The organism is Micromonospora sp. BRA006-A, assembly GCF_033433935.1.
GTDB lineage: Bacteria > Actinomycetota > Actinomycetes > Mycobacteriales > Micromonosporaceae > Micromonospora > Micromonospora aurantiaca.
Genome location: NZ_JANCLW010000001.1, coordinates 4542598 through 4558711, shown reverse-complemented (window position 1 = coordinate 4558711; position 16114 = coordinate 4542598). Strand labels below are relative to the sequence as shown.

The 16114-nt window shown below is 74.8% G+C and carries 18 protein-coding genes; 11 read left to right on the top strand and 7 right to left on the bottom strand.

The features are described from left to right. Positions 1-9 precede the first annotated feature (9 nt). The 6 genes from mug to NMK34_RS20550 all read right to left on the bottom strand — a co-directional run bounded on the left by mug (position 10) and on the right by NMK34_RS20550 (position 4391). Entirely contained in the window at positions 10-630 is a 621-nt protein-coding gene (gene mug, locus NMK34_RS20575) for a G/U mismatch-specific DNA glycosylase (protein WP_318334811.1), read from the bottom strand. Positions 631-742: 112 nt separating this feature from the next. Continuing rightward, a complete protein-coding gene (locus tag NMK34_RS20570) occupies positions 743-1504 on the bottom strand; it encodes an SDR family oxidoreductase (RefSeq protein WP_318334810.1) in 762 nt (253 codons plus the stop codon). 31 nt (positions 1505-1535) lie between these two features. Beyond that, positions 1536-1982 carry a hypothetical protein gene (locus NMK34_RS20565; RefSeq protein WP_318334809.1) on the bottom strand — a complete coding sequence of 149 codons (447 nt, stop codon included), beginning with the start codon at positions 1980-1982 and terminating at the stop codon, positions 1536-1538. Continuing rightward, positions 1979-2797 (bottom strand): DUF692 domain-containing protein, encoded by an 819-nt coding sequence (locus NMK34_RS20560; protein WP_318334808.1) that lies wholly within the window; start codon positions 2795-2797, stop codon positions 1979-1981. Before NMK34_RS20560 ends, NMK34_RS20565 begins: the two co-directional genes overlap by 4 nt. Continuing rightward, entirely contained in the window at positions 2794-3714 is a 921-nt protein-coding gene (locus tag NMK34_RS20555) for a TIGR04222 domain-containing membrane protein (protein ID WP_318334807.1), read from the bottom strand. Before NMK34_RS20555 ends, NMK34_RS20560 begins: the two co-directional genes overlap by 4 nt. A gap of 104 nt (positions 3715-3818) precedes the next feature. After that, positions 3819-4391: a helix-turn-helix domain-containing protein gene (locus NMK34_RS20550; protein WP_318334806.1), complete on the bottom strand. Its 573-nt coding sequence runs from the start codon at positions 4389-4391 to the stop codon at positions 3819-3821. Positions 4392-4495: 104 nt separating this feature from the next. Here NMK34_RS20550 and NMK34_RS20545 point away from each other — a divergent pair, with 104 nt between their 5' ends. The 3 genes from NMK34_RS20545 to NMK34_RS20535 all read left to right on the top strand — a co-directional run bounded on the left by NMK34_RS20545 (position 4496) and on the right by NMK34_RS20535 (position 7199). Continuing rightward, entirely contained in the window at positions 4496-5341 is an 846-nt protein-coding gene (locus tag NMK34_RS20545; RefSeq protein WP_318334805.1) for a carbon-nitrogen hydrolase family protein, read from the top strand. Positions 5342-5400: 59 nt separating this feature from the next. Beyond that, positions 5401-6045, top strand: coding sequence for an HAD family hydrolase (locus NMK34_RS20540; protein ID WP_120568947.1), 645 nt, complete (start codon positions 5401-5403; stop codon positions 6043-6045). Positions 6046-6269: 224 nt separating this feature from the next. After that, positions 6270-7199, top strand: a complete 930-nt coding sequence (locus tag NMK34_RS20535; protein ID WP_318334804.1) for a serine protein kinase RIO — start codon at positions 6270-6272, stop codon at positions 7197-7199. A gap of 46 nt (positions 7200-7245) precedes the next feature. Here the strand turns inward: NMK34_RS20535 and NMK34_RS20530 are convergent, their stop codons facing one another. Then, positions 7246-7494, bottom strand: coding sequence for a DUF2630 family protein (locus tag NMK34_RS20530; RefSeq protein ID WP_318334803.1), 249 nt, complete (start codon positions 7492-7494; stop codon positions 7246-7248). Positions 7495-7805: 311 nt separating this feature from the next. Between NMK34_RS20530 and NMK34_RS20525 the strand changes: the two genes are divergently transcribed. From NMK34_RS20525 to NMK34_RS20490, 8 genes are all read left to right on the top strand, one after another. Next, entirely contained in the window at positions 7806-9143 is a 1338-nt protein-coding gene (locus NMK34_RS20525) for a cytochrome P450 (RefSeq protein ID WP_318336386.1), read from the top strand. Next, the gene (locus NMK34_RS20520) at positions 9140-10015 is read left to right on the top strand and encodes a terpene synthase family protein (RefSeq protein ID WP_318334802.1); all 876 of its coding nucleotides are present in this window, start codon (positions 9140-9142) and stop codon (positions 10013-10015) included. The genes NMK34_RS20525 and NMK34_RS20520 overlap by 4 nt, the downstream gene beginning before the upstream one ends. Next, complete coding sequence (locus NMK34_RS20515; RefSeq protein ID WP_318334801.1) at positions 10012-11571, top strand: prenyltransferase/squalene oxidase repeat-containing protein; 1560 nt, start codon at positions 10012-10014, stop codon at positions 11569-11571. The genes NMK34_RS20520 and NMK34_RS20515 overlap by 4 nt, the downstream gene beginning before the upstream one ends. 80 nt (positions 11572-11651) lie before the next feature. Then, the gene (locus tag NMK34_RS20510; protein ID WP_318334800.1) at positions 11652-14135 is read left to right on the top strand and encodes a nitrate- and nitrite sensing domain-containing protein; all 2484 of its coding nucleotides are present in this window, start codon (positions 11652-11654) and stop codon (positions 14133-14135) included. Between the two features lie 66 nt (positions 14136-14201). Continuing rightward, complete coding sequence (locus tag NMK34_RS20505) at positions 14202-14627, top strand: roadblock/LC7 domain-containing protein (protein WP_030503283.1); 426 nt, start codon at positions 14202-14204, stop codon at positions 14625-14627. Continuing rightward, a complete protein-coding gene (locus NMK34_RS20500) occupies positions 14624-15013 on the top strand; it encodes a DUF742 domain-containing protein (RefSeq protein WP_013287416.1) in 390 nt (129 codons plus the stop codon). Before NMK34_RS20505 ends, NMK34_RS20500 begins: the two co-directional genes overlap by 4 nt. Beyond that, complete coding sequence (locus tag NMK34_RS20495) at positions 14994-15602, top strand: GTP-binding protein (protein WP_013287415.1); 609 nt, start codon at positions 14994-14996, stop codon at positions 15600-15602. The genes NMK34_RS20500 and NMK34_RS20495 overlap by 20 nt, the downstream gene beginning before the upstream one ends. 29 nt (positions 15603-15631) lie before the next feature. Beyond that, positions 15632-16114, top strand: a complete 483-nt coding sequence (locus NMK34_RS20490) for a GNAT family N-acetyltransferase (RefSeq protein ID WP_318334799.1) — start codon at positions 15632-15634, stop codon at positions 16112-16114.

The following is a 16114-nucleotide window of genomic DNA, read 5'->3' as shown; positions in this document are numbered from 1 at the left end:
ACCGAAGCCCTAACCTGCGGCGACCGCGGCGCGCAGCTCGGCGAACGCGGCGCCGAGCGTCTCCGGCGTGAAGTGGGCGTTCAGGCCGCTCGGGTTGGGCAGCACCCAGAGCCGGGCCGCCGCGAGCGTCTCCGGCTGCGGCCCGAAACCGGCCTTCGGCCGGGCGAACCCGATCCGGTACGCGGTCACCCCGACCACGGCCACCCAGTGCGGCCGGTAGTGCTCGACCTTCGCGGTGAGCATGGCGGCGCCGTCGACCAGTTCATCGGCGGTCAGCTCGTCGGCGCGGGCGCTGGCCCGGGCCACCATGTTGGTGATGCCGAGGCCCAGCGCCGGAAGCGTGTCCTGTTCGCTGGGGTGCAGGAGGCGCGGCGTGAAGCCGCCCCGGTGCAGGGCGGGCCAGAACCGGTTGCCCGGGCGGGCGAAGTGCCAGCCGGTGGCCGCCGACCACAGGCCCGGGTTGATGCCGACGAACAGCACGTCCAGGCCGGGCGCGATCACGTCGGGCAGCAGCCGGTCGGCCGCCGCGGCGAGCTGCTCGCGGCTGGGCCGGGGATGGCGGCGCGCGGGCGTGCCCGATCCGGGCGCGGCCTCGGGCCGCCCACCCCCCGGCCGCCGTCGATCGCTCACCGGCCCACCGTCCCGGGTGACCGTCCCGCCGCAGGCGCGGCCACCCGCACCCGGCTCAGCGGAGCCGCCGCCGCGGGAAGCACCGGTGCCGGCGCGGGAAGCCAGGCCACCGTCACAGCCCGCGCAGCGCGCCGCCGTCGACCGGGACGGTGATCCCGGTGACGTACCCGGCGGCGGGGGAGAGCAGGAACGCGGCCACCCTGCCGAACTCCGCCGGGTCGCCGATGCGTCCGAGCGGGATCGCCGCCTCGGCCTGCGCGCGGGCCCGCTCGGGGTCGCCGGAACCGGCAAGCAGCTCCCGGTTGCGGTCGGTCATGATCCGTCCCGGCAGCAGGCTGACGACGCGGACGCCGCGCGGGCCGAACTCGTCGGCCATGTCCTTCGCGACGCCGGCCAGGCCCGGCCGCAGCCCGTTGGAGATGCCGAGGCCGGGCAGCGGTCCGCGTACCGAGGTGGACAGCACCAGCCCGATCGCGCCGCCGTCGGTGAGTGCCCCGGCCACCGTGCGGGCGAGCCGGACGCTGCCCAGGAAGACCGTCTCGAACGACTCGCGCCACTGCTCGTCGCTGACGGTGGCGGCGGTGCCGGGCGGTGGGCCGCCGACCGAGATCAGCGCGCCGTCGAGGCGGCCGAAGTGTTCGCGGGCGGCGGCGACGAGCCGCTCCGGGGTGGCGGGGTCGGCGAGGTCGGCGGTCAGCCCGATCGCCCGCTGCGGGTCACCGAGCGCCTCGATCGCGGCGGCCACCCGTTCCGGGGTACGCGCGGAGACGACCACCCGGGCACCGTCGGCGACGAGGTGTTCGGCGGTGGCGAAGCCGAGGCCGCCGGAGGCGCCGGTGAGCACGTACACCCGGTCGGCGAGTCCGAGATCCATGCACCGATCCTGCCGTACCGGCGGGTGCCTGTCAGCGCGGGGCGGGCCGCACCAGGCGTACCCGGCCGGCGACCTGAACCGCGATGGCGCCGCCGGTCCGGGCGAGGGCCGGCAGCCGGCGTGGCCGGGGCGGGCGCCGGCCGTCGTAGCGGCTCGCGGCCTCCCGCGCGGCCAGCTCGTCCGCGCCCAGCGGCGGCAGCGCGTCCCGGTCGCGCAGGTCGCGGGCGAGATCCCAGCCGTCGCGCAGCGACCCGTTCGTGGGCCGGCCGTCGGCCCACGTGGTGAACGCGGCCGGCCAGTCCGGTCCGAGGCCGGCGGCGAGCAGCGGCCAGTGCCGGGCCACGTCCCCGGCCCGTTTGCGCAGCAGTGCCCGGCGGGCCGCCTCGACCGGGGCCGGGGCGAAGCCGGGCGGCAGCGGTCCACCGGCCACGAGCGCCGCGACCAGTTCGGCCTGCCGGGCGGCCAGGTCGCCGCTCACGTGACCACCGGGTGGCCGGACGCGGCGGCCAGCGCGTCCAGCTCGCCGCGCAGCTCGGCGGCGGGCGGGTAGTGCCCGTCGCGTTCCAGCAGCAGCGCGGGCGGCCGGCGCCTGGTGCACAGCTCGCGGACCAGGTCCAGCACGGCGTCGGGCACCGGATCGGTGTGCGTGTCGTGGTAGAAGCCGCCGTGCTCGGCGCCGCCCGCGACGTGCACGTAGGCGATGCGTTCCAGCGGCAGCCGGTCCAGCAGCGCGGCCGGGTCGCCGCCCCGGTTGCGGGCGTTGGCGTGCACGTTCGCGATGTCGAGCAGCAGCAGCGCGTCGGTGGCGTCGAGGATCTCGGTGAGGAAGTCCGCCTCGTCCAGCTCGTCGTCCGGCCAGTCGAACAGCGCCGCGATCGGCTCCAGGGCCAGCGGCACCGGCAGCTCCGCCTGCGTCCGCCGGACGTTCGCCACCACCGCCGCGACCGCCTCGCGGCTGCGCGGCAGCGGCAGCAGGTGACCGGCCTCCAGGCCGCCGGCCCGCACGAACGCGATGTGCTCGCTCACCAGCGGCGCGTCCAGGGCCGCGGCCACCCCGGCCAGGTGCGCCACCCGGGCCGGGTCGACCGGTTCCGCGCCGCCGAGGGACAGCCGCACCCCGTGGGGTACGACGTCGACGCCGCGTCCGCGTAGTTCGGTGAGCCCGTCGGGGAGCGGCCCGGCCGGTGCGATCGCCTCCGCGACCACCTCGACGAAGCGCAGTCCCGGCAGCCCGGCGACGAAGCCGGCGATCTCGGGGCGCCAGCCGATGCCGACGCCGGACGGGCCGCTCATCCGCCGCACCCGCCGCCCCCGCCGCAGCCACCACCCCCGCCGCACGAGCTGCCGCCGCCGCACGAGGAGGTGCCACCGGCGGTCGCCCCGCCGCCGCAGGAGGTGCCGGTGCTCGCGCCGCCCGTGTTGCCCAGCGCCTGCCGCTGGATCTCGGCCTGCTCCGCGAAGCCCGGGTCCATGGTCCAGAGCGTGGCGGTGCCGAACAGCGCCACGCCCAGCGCCACGTCCGTCGCGCCGTACGTGGAGTACGCGGGCCCGGCGTCCGGCCGCAGCCAGGCGTGCCGGCGGCGCATGTCGTTCAGCGCGGCGGTGGCCGCCCGGGTACGCCAGGGCACGCGGTTGAGCAGCACGAACGCGAGGCCGAGCGGGAACAGGCTGAGCAGCAGCCAGCCGGTGGGCCGGTCGTTGAGGAGCCCGGAGAATGCGCGCACGACGCCGATCGCCAGCAGGGCTCCGATCAGCAGCGCGCCGCGCCGCAGCGTCCGGCGTCGCTCCTGGTCCAGGGCCAGGCCCCGGCGTACCAGGCCGTCGCGCAGCTCGTCGAGCGCGCGCCGCACCCACTCGTCGGCGGCCAGGTCCCGGGTTCGCAGGCCGCGGCTCGCCGCGTGGTGTACTGCCTGGTCCAGCGGGGTTGCCCCGGCCGGCAGCGGACCGCCGGTGGTGAGCCGCCGGTCCGGCCGGACGCCGACCGCGCCGCAGTGGCGCAGCCCGCCGAGCGCGGCCCAGACGGCGAGCTGGTCGCCACCGTTGAGGTAGGCGACCTGCTGCGGCCCCAGTCCGCCGTGGACGGCCACCGGCGTGCCCGCCAGCATGCGCCACCGGTACACGATCGCACCGATGACCAGGACGACGGCGAGCAGGAGGTACCAGCGCAGGAATACGGGGCCGGGGATGCCCCAGGTGTCGGTGGGGGTCATCGTCTGCTCCTGTCGCGAGGAGGGGTCGCGGCTCATTGTGGAGCAGGCGCGCCAGAGTCGATCTCCTGGAGGGGCGTAGTTACCGGACCGAGACCGGTGCCGGTTCAGTGCCGGCGGACGGCTTCCTCGACCAGGTCGAGCACCCGGGCCAGGTCGCCGGCCGGGCGGCCCATCGCCAGGTGCAGCACCAGCCCGTCGTAGGCCAGCTCCAGGAACTGGGCGAGCACGTCGATCGGCACGTCGTCGCGGAGGACGCCTGCTTCGCGCTGGCGCAGCAGGCGCTCCCGGGTCGCCGCGGCGATGGCCTCGGACCGTTCCGCCCAGCGCTTGGCGAAGGTGGGGTCGGTGCGCAGCCGGCGGGAGACCTCCAGCTGGCTGCCGAGCCAGCCGGTGGTGTCCGGCGAGACGGCCCGGGCCAGCAGGTCGCGCATGACCTGCACGAGGCCGTTGCGAGCCACCGTCTCCACCATCGCGGCGGCGTCGTCCTCGGCGACGGCGAGGAACAGGGAGTCCTTGTCCCGGAAGTGGTGGAAGATCGCGCCCCGGGACAGGCCGGTGGCCTCCTCCAGCCGCCGTACGGTGGCGCCCTCGTATCCGTGCCGGGCGAAACACGCCCGCGCCGCCGCGAGGATCTCCTGTCGGCGCGCGTCGAGCTGGTCCTGACTTACTCTGGGCACGAACGGATCGTCGCAGGTGGAACCGGCCGATGCAAACCGTACGTACGGCTTGAGATGCGCCGACGCTTGATCATCTGGCCCCGCCTGGTGGTTACGATCGGCGGGTGACCGCCCTTCCCGCGCGCCCGCTCACCGTCGCCGCCGTCCAGGCCCAGCCCGTCCCCGGCGACGTCGCCGGCAACGCCCGCGCCGCCGGCGGCCTCGTCGGCCGGGCCGAGGGAGCCCGCGTCGTGGTGCTGCCCGAGCTGTTCCTGCCGGCGTACCACCCGCCGACGCTCGGCGCCGATCCGGAGGGCACGGACGTGGCAGCCGACGCCGACGGCCGGGTGAGCGACGCCCGGCTGGAGCCGCTGCGTTCCGCCGCCGCCGACGCGGGCGCAGCCGTGGTGATCGGCGCCGCCGTCCGCCACCCCGACCGGCGGCGCACCATCTCCTCGCTCGTCGTGGACCCGGCCGGCATGGTCACCGCCGCGTACGACAAGCAGCAGCTCTGGAGCGGCGAGCGGGAGCTGTTCGACGCCGGCCGCCGGGGCGCCACGCTCGAGGTCGACACGTGGCGGCTGGGTCTGGGCGTCTGCTACGACGGCTGCTTCCCGGAGCACGCGCGGGCCGCCGCCCGCGACGGCGCGCACGGCTACCTCTGCCCGAGCGGCTACCTGGCCGGCTCGGCACACCGCCGCGACCTCTACTACGCGGCCCGGGCGCTGGACAACACCATGTACGTGGTGTTCGCCAACGCCGTCGGCGGCGCCGATCCGTGGCGCTTCAACGGCGGCGCGGCGGTGTACGACCCGGAGGGCCGGCCGCTGGCCCGGGGCGCCGACACCGGCGAGGACGTGCTGGTGGCCACGCTGGATCCGGCCGCGCTGGCCGCCACCCGCGCGGCGCACACCATGCTGCGGGACCGCCCGCTCGACGCCGGGGCGGCTCGCGCCGTCCTCGTGGCCTGATCGCCGTGGCGGGGCCCTCGGCCCTGTCGGTGCTCCGGCCCGTCCCGTAGGGTGCCCAGGTGCCGTTGCTCCTGCTTGATCTGGACAACACCCTGCTGGACCGCGACGGGCCGTTCCGCGCCTGGGGAGAACGCTTCCTGGACGGCATCGGCGCGCCGCCGGCCGACCTCGACTGGTTGGTGTCCGTGGACGCGGACGGACTGACCAACAGGTGGGACGTGGCGGATGCGATCCGCGACCGGTACGCGCTGCGCATCCCCTCGATCGACCTGGTCGACGAGCTGCACGACGGCGTGGTGGCCCACATGCGGCTGGACCCGCTGGTGGCGTGCGCGCTGCGGATCGCCGCCGACGCCGGCTGGGTGCCGGTGGTGGTCACCAACGGCGCGTCCCGTCAACAGGACGCCAAGATCCGCAAGACCGGCCTGGACCGGTACGTCGCCGACTGGGTGATCTCCGAGGAGGCGGGCGTCAGCAAACCGAACCCGAGGATCTTCGCGCTCGCCGCCCAGCGGGCCCGGATGCCGCTGCGCGGCGCGTGGGTGGTGGGCGACAGCCCGGAGGCGGACATCGGCGGCGCGACGGCGGTGGGCCTGCCCAGCGTCTGGCTGCACCGGGGACGCCGCTGGTCCGATCCGAGGTTCGCGCCCACCCGGATCGAGGACGGGCTGATCGCCGCCGTCGCGGCCGTCCTGGCCGGCTGACGGCGGCGCGGGCCGGCGGGCGGCGCGGGCCCGCAGGCGGCGCGGCGGCACAGCGGCGCCCCGCGCGGAAAATCCGTTGACCCGACGCGGGCGGGGAACGAGCATGGTGCCGCGCGAGTGCGCAGCCGGGTGTGCCCGGTCGAGGAGAGGGGGTCGGTCATGGCCGTTTTCGCAGGGTCGTACCACCTGCCTCCACCAGCCTCGATCGAAGGACAGATCCACCCGTGCGCGATCACGACATCCCGGCGCCGCAGCGCCGTGGCCGCGGCAAGAGCCGCTTCGACGACGACGAACCCGACTTCCTGAAGCGGGGGCGGCGTACCCCGCCGACCCTCACCGACCCGGACGCCGAGCCCGAGGCGGAGGACGCCTGGTCCTCCTGGGACCAGGCCGTCCACGGCCCCGAGCCGCACCCGGAGTGGCTGGTCACCGAACTGGCCGCCCGGGACACCGAGCTCGGGGTGCTCAAGACCGGCAAGGAGGCGGACGTCCACCTGGTCCGCCGCGCCGTGCCGGGTACCGACCGCGCCTGCCTGCTGGCGGTCAAGCGCTACCGCGACGCCCAGCACCGGCTGTTCCACCGCGACGCCGGTTACCTGGAGGGCCGCCGGGTCCGCCGGTCGCGTGAGATGCGGGCGATGACCGGCCGCACCGCGTTCGGCCGCCAGATGATCGCCGGGCAGTGGGCGGCGGCCGAGTTCGCCGCGTTGTCCCAGCTCTGGGAGATCGGGGCCGCCTCCGGGCGGATCGCCGTGCCCTACCCGGTGCAGCTGCTCGGCACCGAGCTGATGCTGGAGTTCGTCGGCGACGCCGAGGCGGGGGAGGCCGCGCCGCGGCTGGCCCAGGTCCGGCCCGGCGACGACGAGCTGCGCGACCTGTGGGACCAGCTCGTGGAGGCGCTGACGGTGCTCGCCCGGGCCGGGTACGCACACGGCGACCTGTCGCCGTACAACCTGCTGGTGCACGCGGGCCGGCTGGTGATGATCGACCTGCCCCAGGTGGTCGACGTGGTGGCGAACCCGCAGGGGGCCGACTTCCTGGCCCGCGACGTGCGGGTGGTGGCCGCCTGGTTCACCGCCCGCGGGATGCCCGCGACGGTGACCGACCCGGTGGCGCTGACCGAGGCGCTGCTGCGGGAGGCGGGCGTCCGCTGACCGGCCGGCGTCCCGGGCGGGAGACCGCCCGGGACGCCGGTCCGGGTCACTGGAGGTAGCGCTCGACCTCGGGCACCGGGCGCTCGCCCTGGGCGTCCGGGTCGCCGTGTGCCTGGCGGGCCGCCCGGCGGCGGCGCAGCAGATCCCAGCACTGGTCCAGGGACTCCTCCAGCGCGCGCAGCCGCTGCCGCGCCTCGTCGTCGGTGCCGGCTTCGTGCTGCTGCGCGTCGGCGCGCAGCCGGTGCTCCTCGTCGACGAGTTCCGAGATCCGGCTCAGGATGGTCTTGTCGTCCATGCCCGAAGCTTGGCACAGCGGACGGGTCCGCGCCCGCGTTCTGCCGCCGTCCGCCGGAGGTGAGCGTTGCTCGCTCTCCGCAACGGCCACTGTGTACGCCAGTGACGCATATCCCACGGGCTCCATTCTCGACAAAGAGATTGTTGTTACGTGAAATATCCTCCGACCTGCCTTTTGGTCTGCGGCTCAGGATGGCATGCTCGCGAGCAACGTCACGGGTCGATACGGAGTCGCGACCCTGAGTCAACCGAGGGAGCGTTCAGGTGCCCGAACCGACGGACGGACCGAGGCCCACCGGCCGACCCCGAACCGTGCCGCTGCGGCAGATCCTGCCGGCGGTGCTCCGCGACCCCGCCCGAGCACTCATCGACATCGGTAACCGTACCGAAGGCGAACTGGTCCGGCTCAACCTCGGCTCGTTCCGCCCCTACCTGGTCACCCACCCCACGCACGTGCAGCACGTCCTGCGTGACCGGGCGGACAACTACGAACGAGCAGGTGACGGGCTGTTCTGGCGCCCGGTCAAGCGGCTGTTCGGCGAGGGCATCCTCGGCGAGGGGCAGATCTGGTCGGCCAGCCGCCGGATGCTCCAGCCGATGTTCACCGCCAAGCGGGTCGAGGCGCTGGTCGACGGGATGGCCGACGCCATCCGCGACGCGGTGGATGAACTGGACGAGCCGGCCCGCGCCGGGCAGCCGGTCGACATCGGCGTGGAGCAGGCGCGCATCGTCAGCCGGGCGATCATGAAGGTGCTCTTCGCCGACCGGATCTCGGTGCCGGACGCGATGCGCGTGATCGAGGCGCAGGACCGGATCGCCACCGCCGTCATCCCCCGGATCGTCGTGCCGTTCGCGCCGCTGTCCCTGCCGATGCCCGGCGACCGCACGTTCGCCCGCGCCGTCCGCATCGTCGACGACGTGCTGGTGCCGATCGTCCGCGAGACGCGGGAGTCCGCCGACCAGGGCGACGACGTCATCTCGACGCTCTGGCAGGCCCGCACCGACGACGGGCGGCAGCTCGACGAGCGGCAGGTCCGCAACGACACCGTGGCGATGTTCGCCGCCACCACGGAGACCACCATCAACGTGCTGACCTGGGCCTGGCCGCACCTGGACCAGCACCCGGAGGTGGCCGGGCGGCTCTACGCCGAGATCGACGAGGTGGTCGGCGGCGAGCCGGTACGCCGCGAGCACCTGAGCCGGCTCACGTACACCCGGATGGTGCTGGACGAGCTGCTGCGGCTCTACCCGATCGGGTGGATCATCCCGCGCCGCGCGGTCGCCGGGGACGTCATCGACGGCGTGCCGATCGAGCCCGGCGCCACGATGGCGGTCAGCCCGCTGATCACCCAGCGGATGCGGCAGTTCTGGGACCGCCCGGACGAGTTCGACCCGGAACGGTTCCGCCCCGAGCGCGTCCGCACCCGCCACCGGTATGCCCACTTCCCGTTCGGCGGCGGGCCGCACCAGTGCCTCGGCATGTACCTGTTCTACCTGGAGGCCCAGCTCATCCTCGCCACCATGCTCAGCCGCTACCGCTTCCGGCTGCACCGCCCCGGCGTACCCGGACTGCGGCTGGCCGCGGCGCTGCGGCCGCGCGAACGCGTCGAGCTGACGCTCGTCGCCGCCGGGCGGACGGAGCCGGCATGACCGACGGGCCGACACCCGATCCGCTCACGGTCGCCGCGGAGCAGGGCCGGGTCTGCGCGCTCGCCGCGCAGGGCCAGCGCGGCCTGCGCAGGGCCGCCGCCGCGCACCCCGAGCTGTTCCCCGGCGACCCGTTCGACGCGACGCTGTTCAGCAGCATCGCGCAGGCGATGGCGTTCAGCGCCCCCTGGCACACCGCCGCCGAGCTGGCGGTGACGAACCGCGCGGTGCTCTGGGGCTTCGCAGTCGACTGGCTGGTCGACCACCAGGCCACCAGCCGGGCCGAGGTCGACCGGATCACCGCCGTCTGCCTGGACGTGCTCGACGGCGGCGAGTCCACCGACCCGCTGGGCCGGTTCCTCGCCGAGCTGCGCGACGACGTCGCCGCCGCGCCCGCCTATCCGGCGCTGCGCGGTCTCTGGCGGGACACGATGGCTCGCACGCTCGACGCGATGGCCCGCGAGTGGGACTGGCGGCACACCGGCCGTCCCACGCTCGCCGAGTACCTCGCCAACGCCGACAACCTCGCCGCCACTGTGGTGAACGTGGCGCACTGGATCCACACCGGATCGGTGTCCGACGCCGTCACGCTGGCCCGGCTGATCGAGGTCGGCGACGAGGTCCAGCGGGCCCTGCGCCTGGTGAACGACCTCGGCACCCACCGCCGCGACGCCGAGTCCGGTGACCTCAACGCACTGCTGCTGGTGGACGATCCGGCCGAGGTCGAGCGGCGCTTCGCCGAGCAGGTCGACCACTGCCGCGTCCTGCTGGCGAAGCTGGCCGGCGAGGTGCCGCGGGAAGCCGGCTTCCTGTCCCGGCAGCTCGGCTTCACCACCGGCTTCTACCGGAACACCGACTTCTGGGGCGTGCGGTGACGCTCACCGCCGGATCGGTGCCCGCCACCCGGTCCGGGACCACGCACGACCTGATCACGGCGCTCGGCGGCGAACCGGAGGGGCAGACGTCACAGTCGGTCTACGAGACCGGACGGCTGGTCGCGCTCGCGCCCTGGCTCGACGGCCACGACCGGCGCGTGGCCTGGCTGCTGGACCGGCAGCGCCCGGACGGCGGGTGGGGTGGCCCCGGCGGGTACGCGCTGGTCCCGACGCTGAGCGCGGTCGAGGCCCTGCTGGCCGTGCTGCACCGCGACGGGCCGTCCGCCGCGCCCGCCGACGCCGCGTGCCGGGGCCTGACGTACCTGACCGGCGCGCTGCGCGACGGCACCCCGCCGGACCTGCCGGCCACCGACCTGATCGTGCCGGCGCTGCTGACCGCCGTGGACCGGCACCTCGACGGCCCGGCCGGGCCGCCACCCGGGCTGGCCGAGTGGGCCGGCCGGCCCCGCCTGCCGCTGCCGGCCGGTCTCGACCCGGCCCGCCTGACCCGGGTACGCGGACTGCTCGCCACCGGACGGCCGGTGCCGGAGAAGCTGGCGCACGCGCTGGAGGTGGCGGGCGAACTGGCGTACCGGGCGCCCGGGGTGCGTCCGTCGGCCAGCGGCGCGGTCGGCGCCTCACCCGCCGCCACCGCCGCCTGGCTGGGCGGTCCGGAACGCGGTCCCGCGCTGGACTACCTGAACGCTGTGGCCCGGCCCGGCCCGGTGCCCTGCGCGAGCCCGATCACCGTCTTCGAGCGGGCCTGGGTGCTCGCCGTCCTGGTCCGGGCCGGCGTGCCGGTCGGCGCGCCCGAGCCGGTGCTGACCGAGCTGCGCGCCGCGGTCGGACCGTCCGGCGCGGCCACCGCGCCCGGCCTGCCCGCCGACGCCGACACCACGGCGGTCACGCTCTACGCGCTGGCCCGGCTCGGCCGCGCACCCGGCGTCGCGCCGCTGGACGGGTTCGACACCGGACGGCACTTCTGCACCTGGCCGGGGGAGGACGGCGCCTCGCTGACCACCAACGCGCACGTGCTGGACGCCCTCGGCGAGCATCCGAGCGCACCCGGCGTCACCGGCGCCCGGCGCCGGGTCACCGAGTGGCTGCTGGAACGGCAGGAGCCGGACGGGCGGTGGGAGGACCGCTGGCACGCCTCGCCGTACTACGCCACGTACGCGGTGCTGCTGGCGCTGGCCGACCACGCGCCGGACGGTGCGGCGCGTACCGCCGTCGAGCGCGGGGTGGCCTGGCTGCTGGACACACAACGCCCGGACGGCTCCTGGGGACGGTGGGACGGCACCGCCGAGGAGACCGCGTACGGGGTGCTCGCCCTGGCCGACGCGGGCCGGCCCGGTGACCCCCGGATCACGTCGGCGCTGGCGCGGGGGCGTCGCCGACTGTCCGAGCTGGACGGATGCGACGGTGAACCGGCACTATGGCACGACAAGGATCTCTACCGCCCGACGCGGATCGTGCGCGCCGCGGTGCTGGCGGCCTCCGGCCGTGCCGGCGCGGCCCGGACCGGGGCCGCACCTACCATGATCAGGATCGCTTGAATGAGGTTCACGACGGCTGCTAGCGTGCGCCGGAGTCGATCGGATTCCGAACCGACCGAAGACCGGGCCAGGACGGTGTGATGGGTTCCCGCAGTACGAATCTCCGTACGAAGATCATCGCGCTGCTGGCGTCGCTGACCGCGCTCTGGGCGTTCGCCGCGTGGGTGACCGTACGGGACGGATTCAACCTGCTCGGCGTGCAGACGCTCAACGCGCGCGTCTTCGAGCCGAGCGATCCACTGCTGCAGGAGTTGCAGGCCGAGCGCCGGCTGTCGCTGCGCTACCTCGGTGAGTCCGACCCGAGCCGGCTGCGGGAGCTGGAGGCCCAGCGCGCGCGTACCGACGAGACCGCCGGCGCGCTGTGGCGCTCGGTGCGGGACTGGCGCACCGAGATCCCGGCCAGCGAGGAGCTGATGCAGCGGCTCGACGAGCTGAAGACCGAACTGGACCAGCTCGGCCAGATCCGTGCCGACGTCAGCCGCAAGACGATCGACCGGACCACCACGCTCATCGCGTACGACGAGGCGGTCGACGGGATCTTCGCGGTCTTCGACGCCCTCGGCGGCCTCGACGACGACGAGATCGCCAAGGACACCGCCGCGCTGATCGACCTCAACCGGTCCCGGGAACTGCTGTCCCAACAGGACGCGCTGCTCACCGGTGCGATCGCGGCCAACCGGATCACCGTCGGCGAGCAGACCGCGTTCGCCCGCCTGGTCGGCGCGCAGTGGTTCCTCGCCGACCGCACCGCCCGCGAACTCGCCCCCGGCGACCGTGCCCGCTTCGAGCGGATGGTCGAGGGCGAGGCGTTCCAGCAGCTCCGCACGCTCCAGGACCAGGTGCTCGCGGCCAAGGGCGCCGAGGTGCGCCCCCCGGTGACCGCCGCGGCGTGGCAGGCCGCCGCCGAGAAGGCGATGGCCGACCTGCGCGAGGTCATCCTCGCCGGCGGTGAGGACATCGTGTCCCGGGCCACGCCGGTCGCGGTGGGCGTCATCGTACGGCTGGTGCTCGCCGCCGGTCTCGGCCTGATCGCCGTCATCGCCTCCGTGGTCGTCTCGATCACCACGGCCCGGGCGCTCGTCCGCCAGCTCGAACGGCTCCGCGAAGCCGCCTTCAAGCTGGCCCACGAACGCCTGCCGAGCGTGGTGGACCGGCTGGGCCGCGGTGAGGAGGTGGACGTCGCCCGCGAGGCGCCACCCCTGCAGTTCGGCGACGACGAGATCGGTCAGGTGGGCAAGGCGTTCAACGTCGTGCAGGAGACCGCCGTCCGCACCGCCGTCGAGCAGGCCGAGCTGCGCCGCAGCGTCCGCGACGTGTTCCTGAGCCTGGCCCGGCGCACTCAGGCGCTCGTGCACCGGCAGCTCACGCTGCTGGACGCGATGGAACGGCGCGAGCACGACGCCGAGGAATTGGAGGACCTGTTCCGGGTCGACCACCTGGCCACCCGGATGCGGCGCAACGCGGAGAACCTGATCGTGCTCTCCGGCTCGACGCCGGGCCGGGCCTGGCGGCGCAACGTCCCCATGGTCGACGTGGTGCGCGGCGCGGTCGCCGAGGTCGAGGACTACACCCGGGTCACCGTGCGCCCGCTCGGCGAGGTGTCGCTCACCGGCCGCGCCGTCGGTGACGTGATCCACCTGCTGGCCGAGCTGATCGAGAACGGGCTCTCGTTCTCCCCGCCGCAGACCACTGTGGAGGTACGCGGTCAGCTGGTGGCGAACGGCTTCGCCATCGAGATCGAGGACCGCGGCCTCGGCATGAGCGCCGACGAGCTGGCCGCCGCCAACGCGCGCATCGTGGACCGGTCCGAGCTGAACCTCGCCGACGCCGCCCGGCTCGGCCTGTTCGTGGTCAGCCGGCTCACCGAGCGCCACGGCGTCAAGGTGCAGCTCAAGGAGTCCGCGTACGGCGGGACCACTGCCGTGGTGCTCATCCCGCGTGAACTGATCACCGCCGACGGCGCCGACGAGGCCGACGCCCTGCCCGCACCCGGGACGGCCCTGCCCGCGGCACCCGCGCCGGACCCGGTGCGGAGCACGCCGGCCGCCGACAGCGACGGACCAGCGCCCCCGTCCGGCCCGGACGACACCGCCGAGCCGGACCAGCCGGCCGAGCCCGCCCCGCACGTGCCGGAGCCGGTGACGCAGGCGCCCCGGCTGACCCCGTCCGGGCTGCCGGCGCGTACCCGCAAGCGGCAGCCCGCGGTGGCGGGGCCGACCACGGAGCTGGCAGTGGTGGAGCGGCGGCCGGCCGGCACGACGGACGCGGCGGAGGCGTCGCCGGCGACGGAGCCGGAGACCGAGGCGGAGACGGCGCCGGTCACCGACGCGGGACTGCCGGTCCGGGTGCGTCAGGCCAGCCTCGTGCCGGAGCTGCGGCACGACCAGAGCGCGGCGGATGACGACGCCGACGACGACACGGCGCGTGCACCGGAGCAGGTGCGCCGGATGATGAGCTCCTACCAGAGCGGCACCCGACGCGGCCGTACCGATGCCGCGCGCCTGCTCGGCGGAGCGCAGGGGGCCGGCGGCGGGCCGGCCGACGCGGACGAGCAGGTTACCTGACCGGGACGTCGACGCGACGGAAACCGGAAGCTGACGGCACACCAGCCGGGAAGATGAGGACGACGAGTGGCGCAGAAGACGGCTTCGAGCGCGGATCTGACGTGGCTGCTGGATGACCTGGTCGGCCGGGTCAAGCAGGCGGAGCACGCCGTGGCGCTCTCCACCGACGGACTGTTGATGGCCTCGTCCCGCGGATTGAGCCGGGACGACGGCGAGCACCTGGCGGCGATGGCGGCGGGCATCCAAAGCCTGGCACGCGGCGCGGGCAAGCGGTTCGGTGGCGGACAGGTACAGCAGACCATCATCGAGATGCAGTCCTCCTTCCTGTTCGTCACCGCGGCCGGGCGCAACGCCTGCCTGGCGGTGCTGGCCTCGGAGGACGCGGACGTCGGCCTGATCGCGTACGAGATGGCCATGCTCGTCACCCGGGTCGGCCGGTTCGTCGCGTCACCGACCCGGGAACAGCCCCTCGGCGAGAACGCGGCACGATGACCGGCCGGGGGGACTCCGCGGAGCAGGAGTGGGTGGACGACCACGCCGGCCCGGTGGTGCGCCCGTACGCGGTGACCGGAGGCCGGGCCCGCCCGGTCACCGGCACGTTCGACCTGATCTCGCTGGTCACCTCGACCCGCACCGATGTCGGGTCGGAGTCCGGGCTGGGCCCGGAGCACGTGGCGATCGTCGGCCTCTGCCAGCGGATCCTCTCCGTGGCCGAGATCGCCGCGCATCTCGACCTGCCGGTGGGTACGGTCCGGGTCCTCCTCGGAGACCTGGCCGCCCGCAGCCTGGTACAGGTACGCGAGCCGCGCGCGACCACCGCCGGCCTTCCCGACGAGCACGTTTTCGAGGCGGTAATCAATGGACTACGGGCGCTCTGAGCGGCCGGCGGGCGCCGCGCCGCTGCCCACCGCGATCAAGATCCTGATCGCGGGCGGGTTCGGCGTCGGCAAGACCACGATGGTCGGCGCGGTCAGCGAGACCCGGCCGCTGCGCACCGAGGAGGTGCTGACCGAGACCGGGATCGGCATCGACGACCTGTCCGGCATCGAGGAGAAGTCGACCACCACCGTGGCGATGGACTTCGGCCGCATCACCATCAGCGACGACCTGGTGCTCTACCTGTTCGGCACGCCCGGGCAGGACCGGTTCTGGTTCGTCTGGGACGAGCTGGCTCTCGGCGCGCTCGGCGCGGTGGTGCTCGCCGACACCCGCCGGCTGGCCGACTGCTTCCCGTCGATCGACTACTTCGAGGGGCGCGGTACGCCCTTCGTGGTGGCGGTGAACTGCTTCGAGGGCGCCAAGACGTTCCGCTTGGACGAGGTGCAGGCCGCGCTCGACCTGGACCCGGGCGTACCGGTGGTGCTGTGCGACGCGCGCAAGCGGGAGTCGGCCAAGGAGGTGCTGATCACGCTGCTGGAGCACGCCATGAAGCTGCGGGAGGCGCGCCGCCGCGCCGCCGAGGACTGAGCGGACACAACATCGACGGGGGAGTGGCGATGACCGAGGTGACGGTCCGGGCGATGAACCCGGACGAGTTCGGCAGATGGCAGGACGAGCTGGCCGCCGGGTACGCGCGGGAGCACGTCACGGCCGGCAACTGGACGCCCGAGGAGGCGCTCGGCCGGGCCCGGGAGGCCACCGCAGGCTTCCTGCCGCAGGGCATGGCCACGCCCGGCATGCTGTTCCTGGTCGGCGAGCTGGCCGACGGTTCACCCGTCGGCTGGCTGTGGATCGGCCTGACCCACCCGCGCGGTCTCGCCGACTGCGCGTTCCTCTACGACATCGAGGTGGACGCCGGGCACCGGGGCCGGGGCCTCGGGCGGGCGCTGCTCGCGGCCGGGGAGCGGGCGGCCCGGGAGCACGGCGCCCGGGCGCTGGAGCTGAACGTCTTCGGCGCCAACGAGACGGCACGCAAGCTGTACGAGACGTCCGGCTACCGGGTGGTCACCCAGCAGATGCGCAAGGAGCTGCCCGCGTAG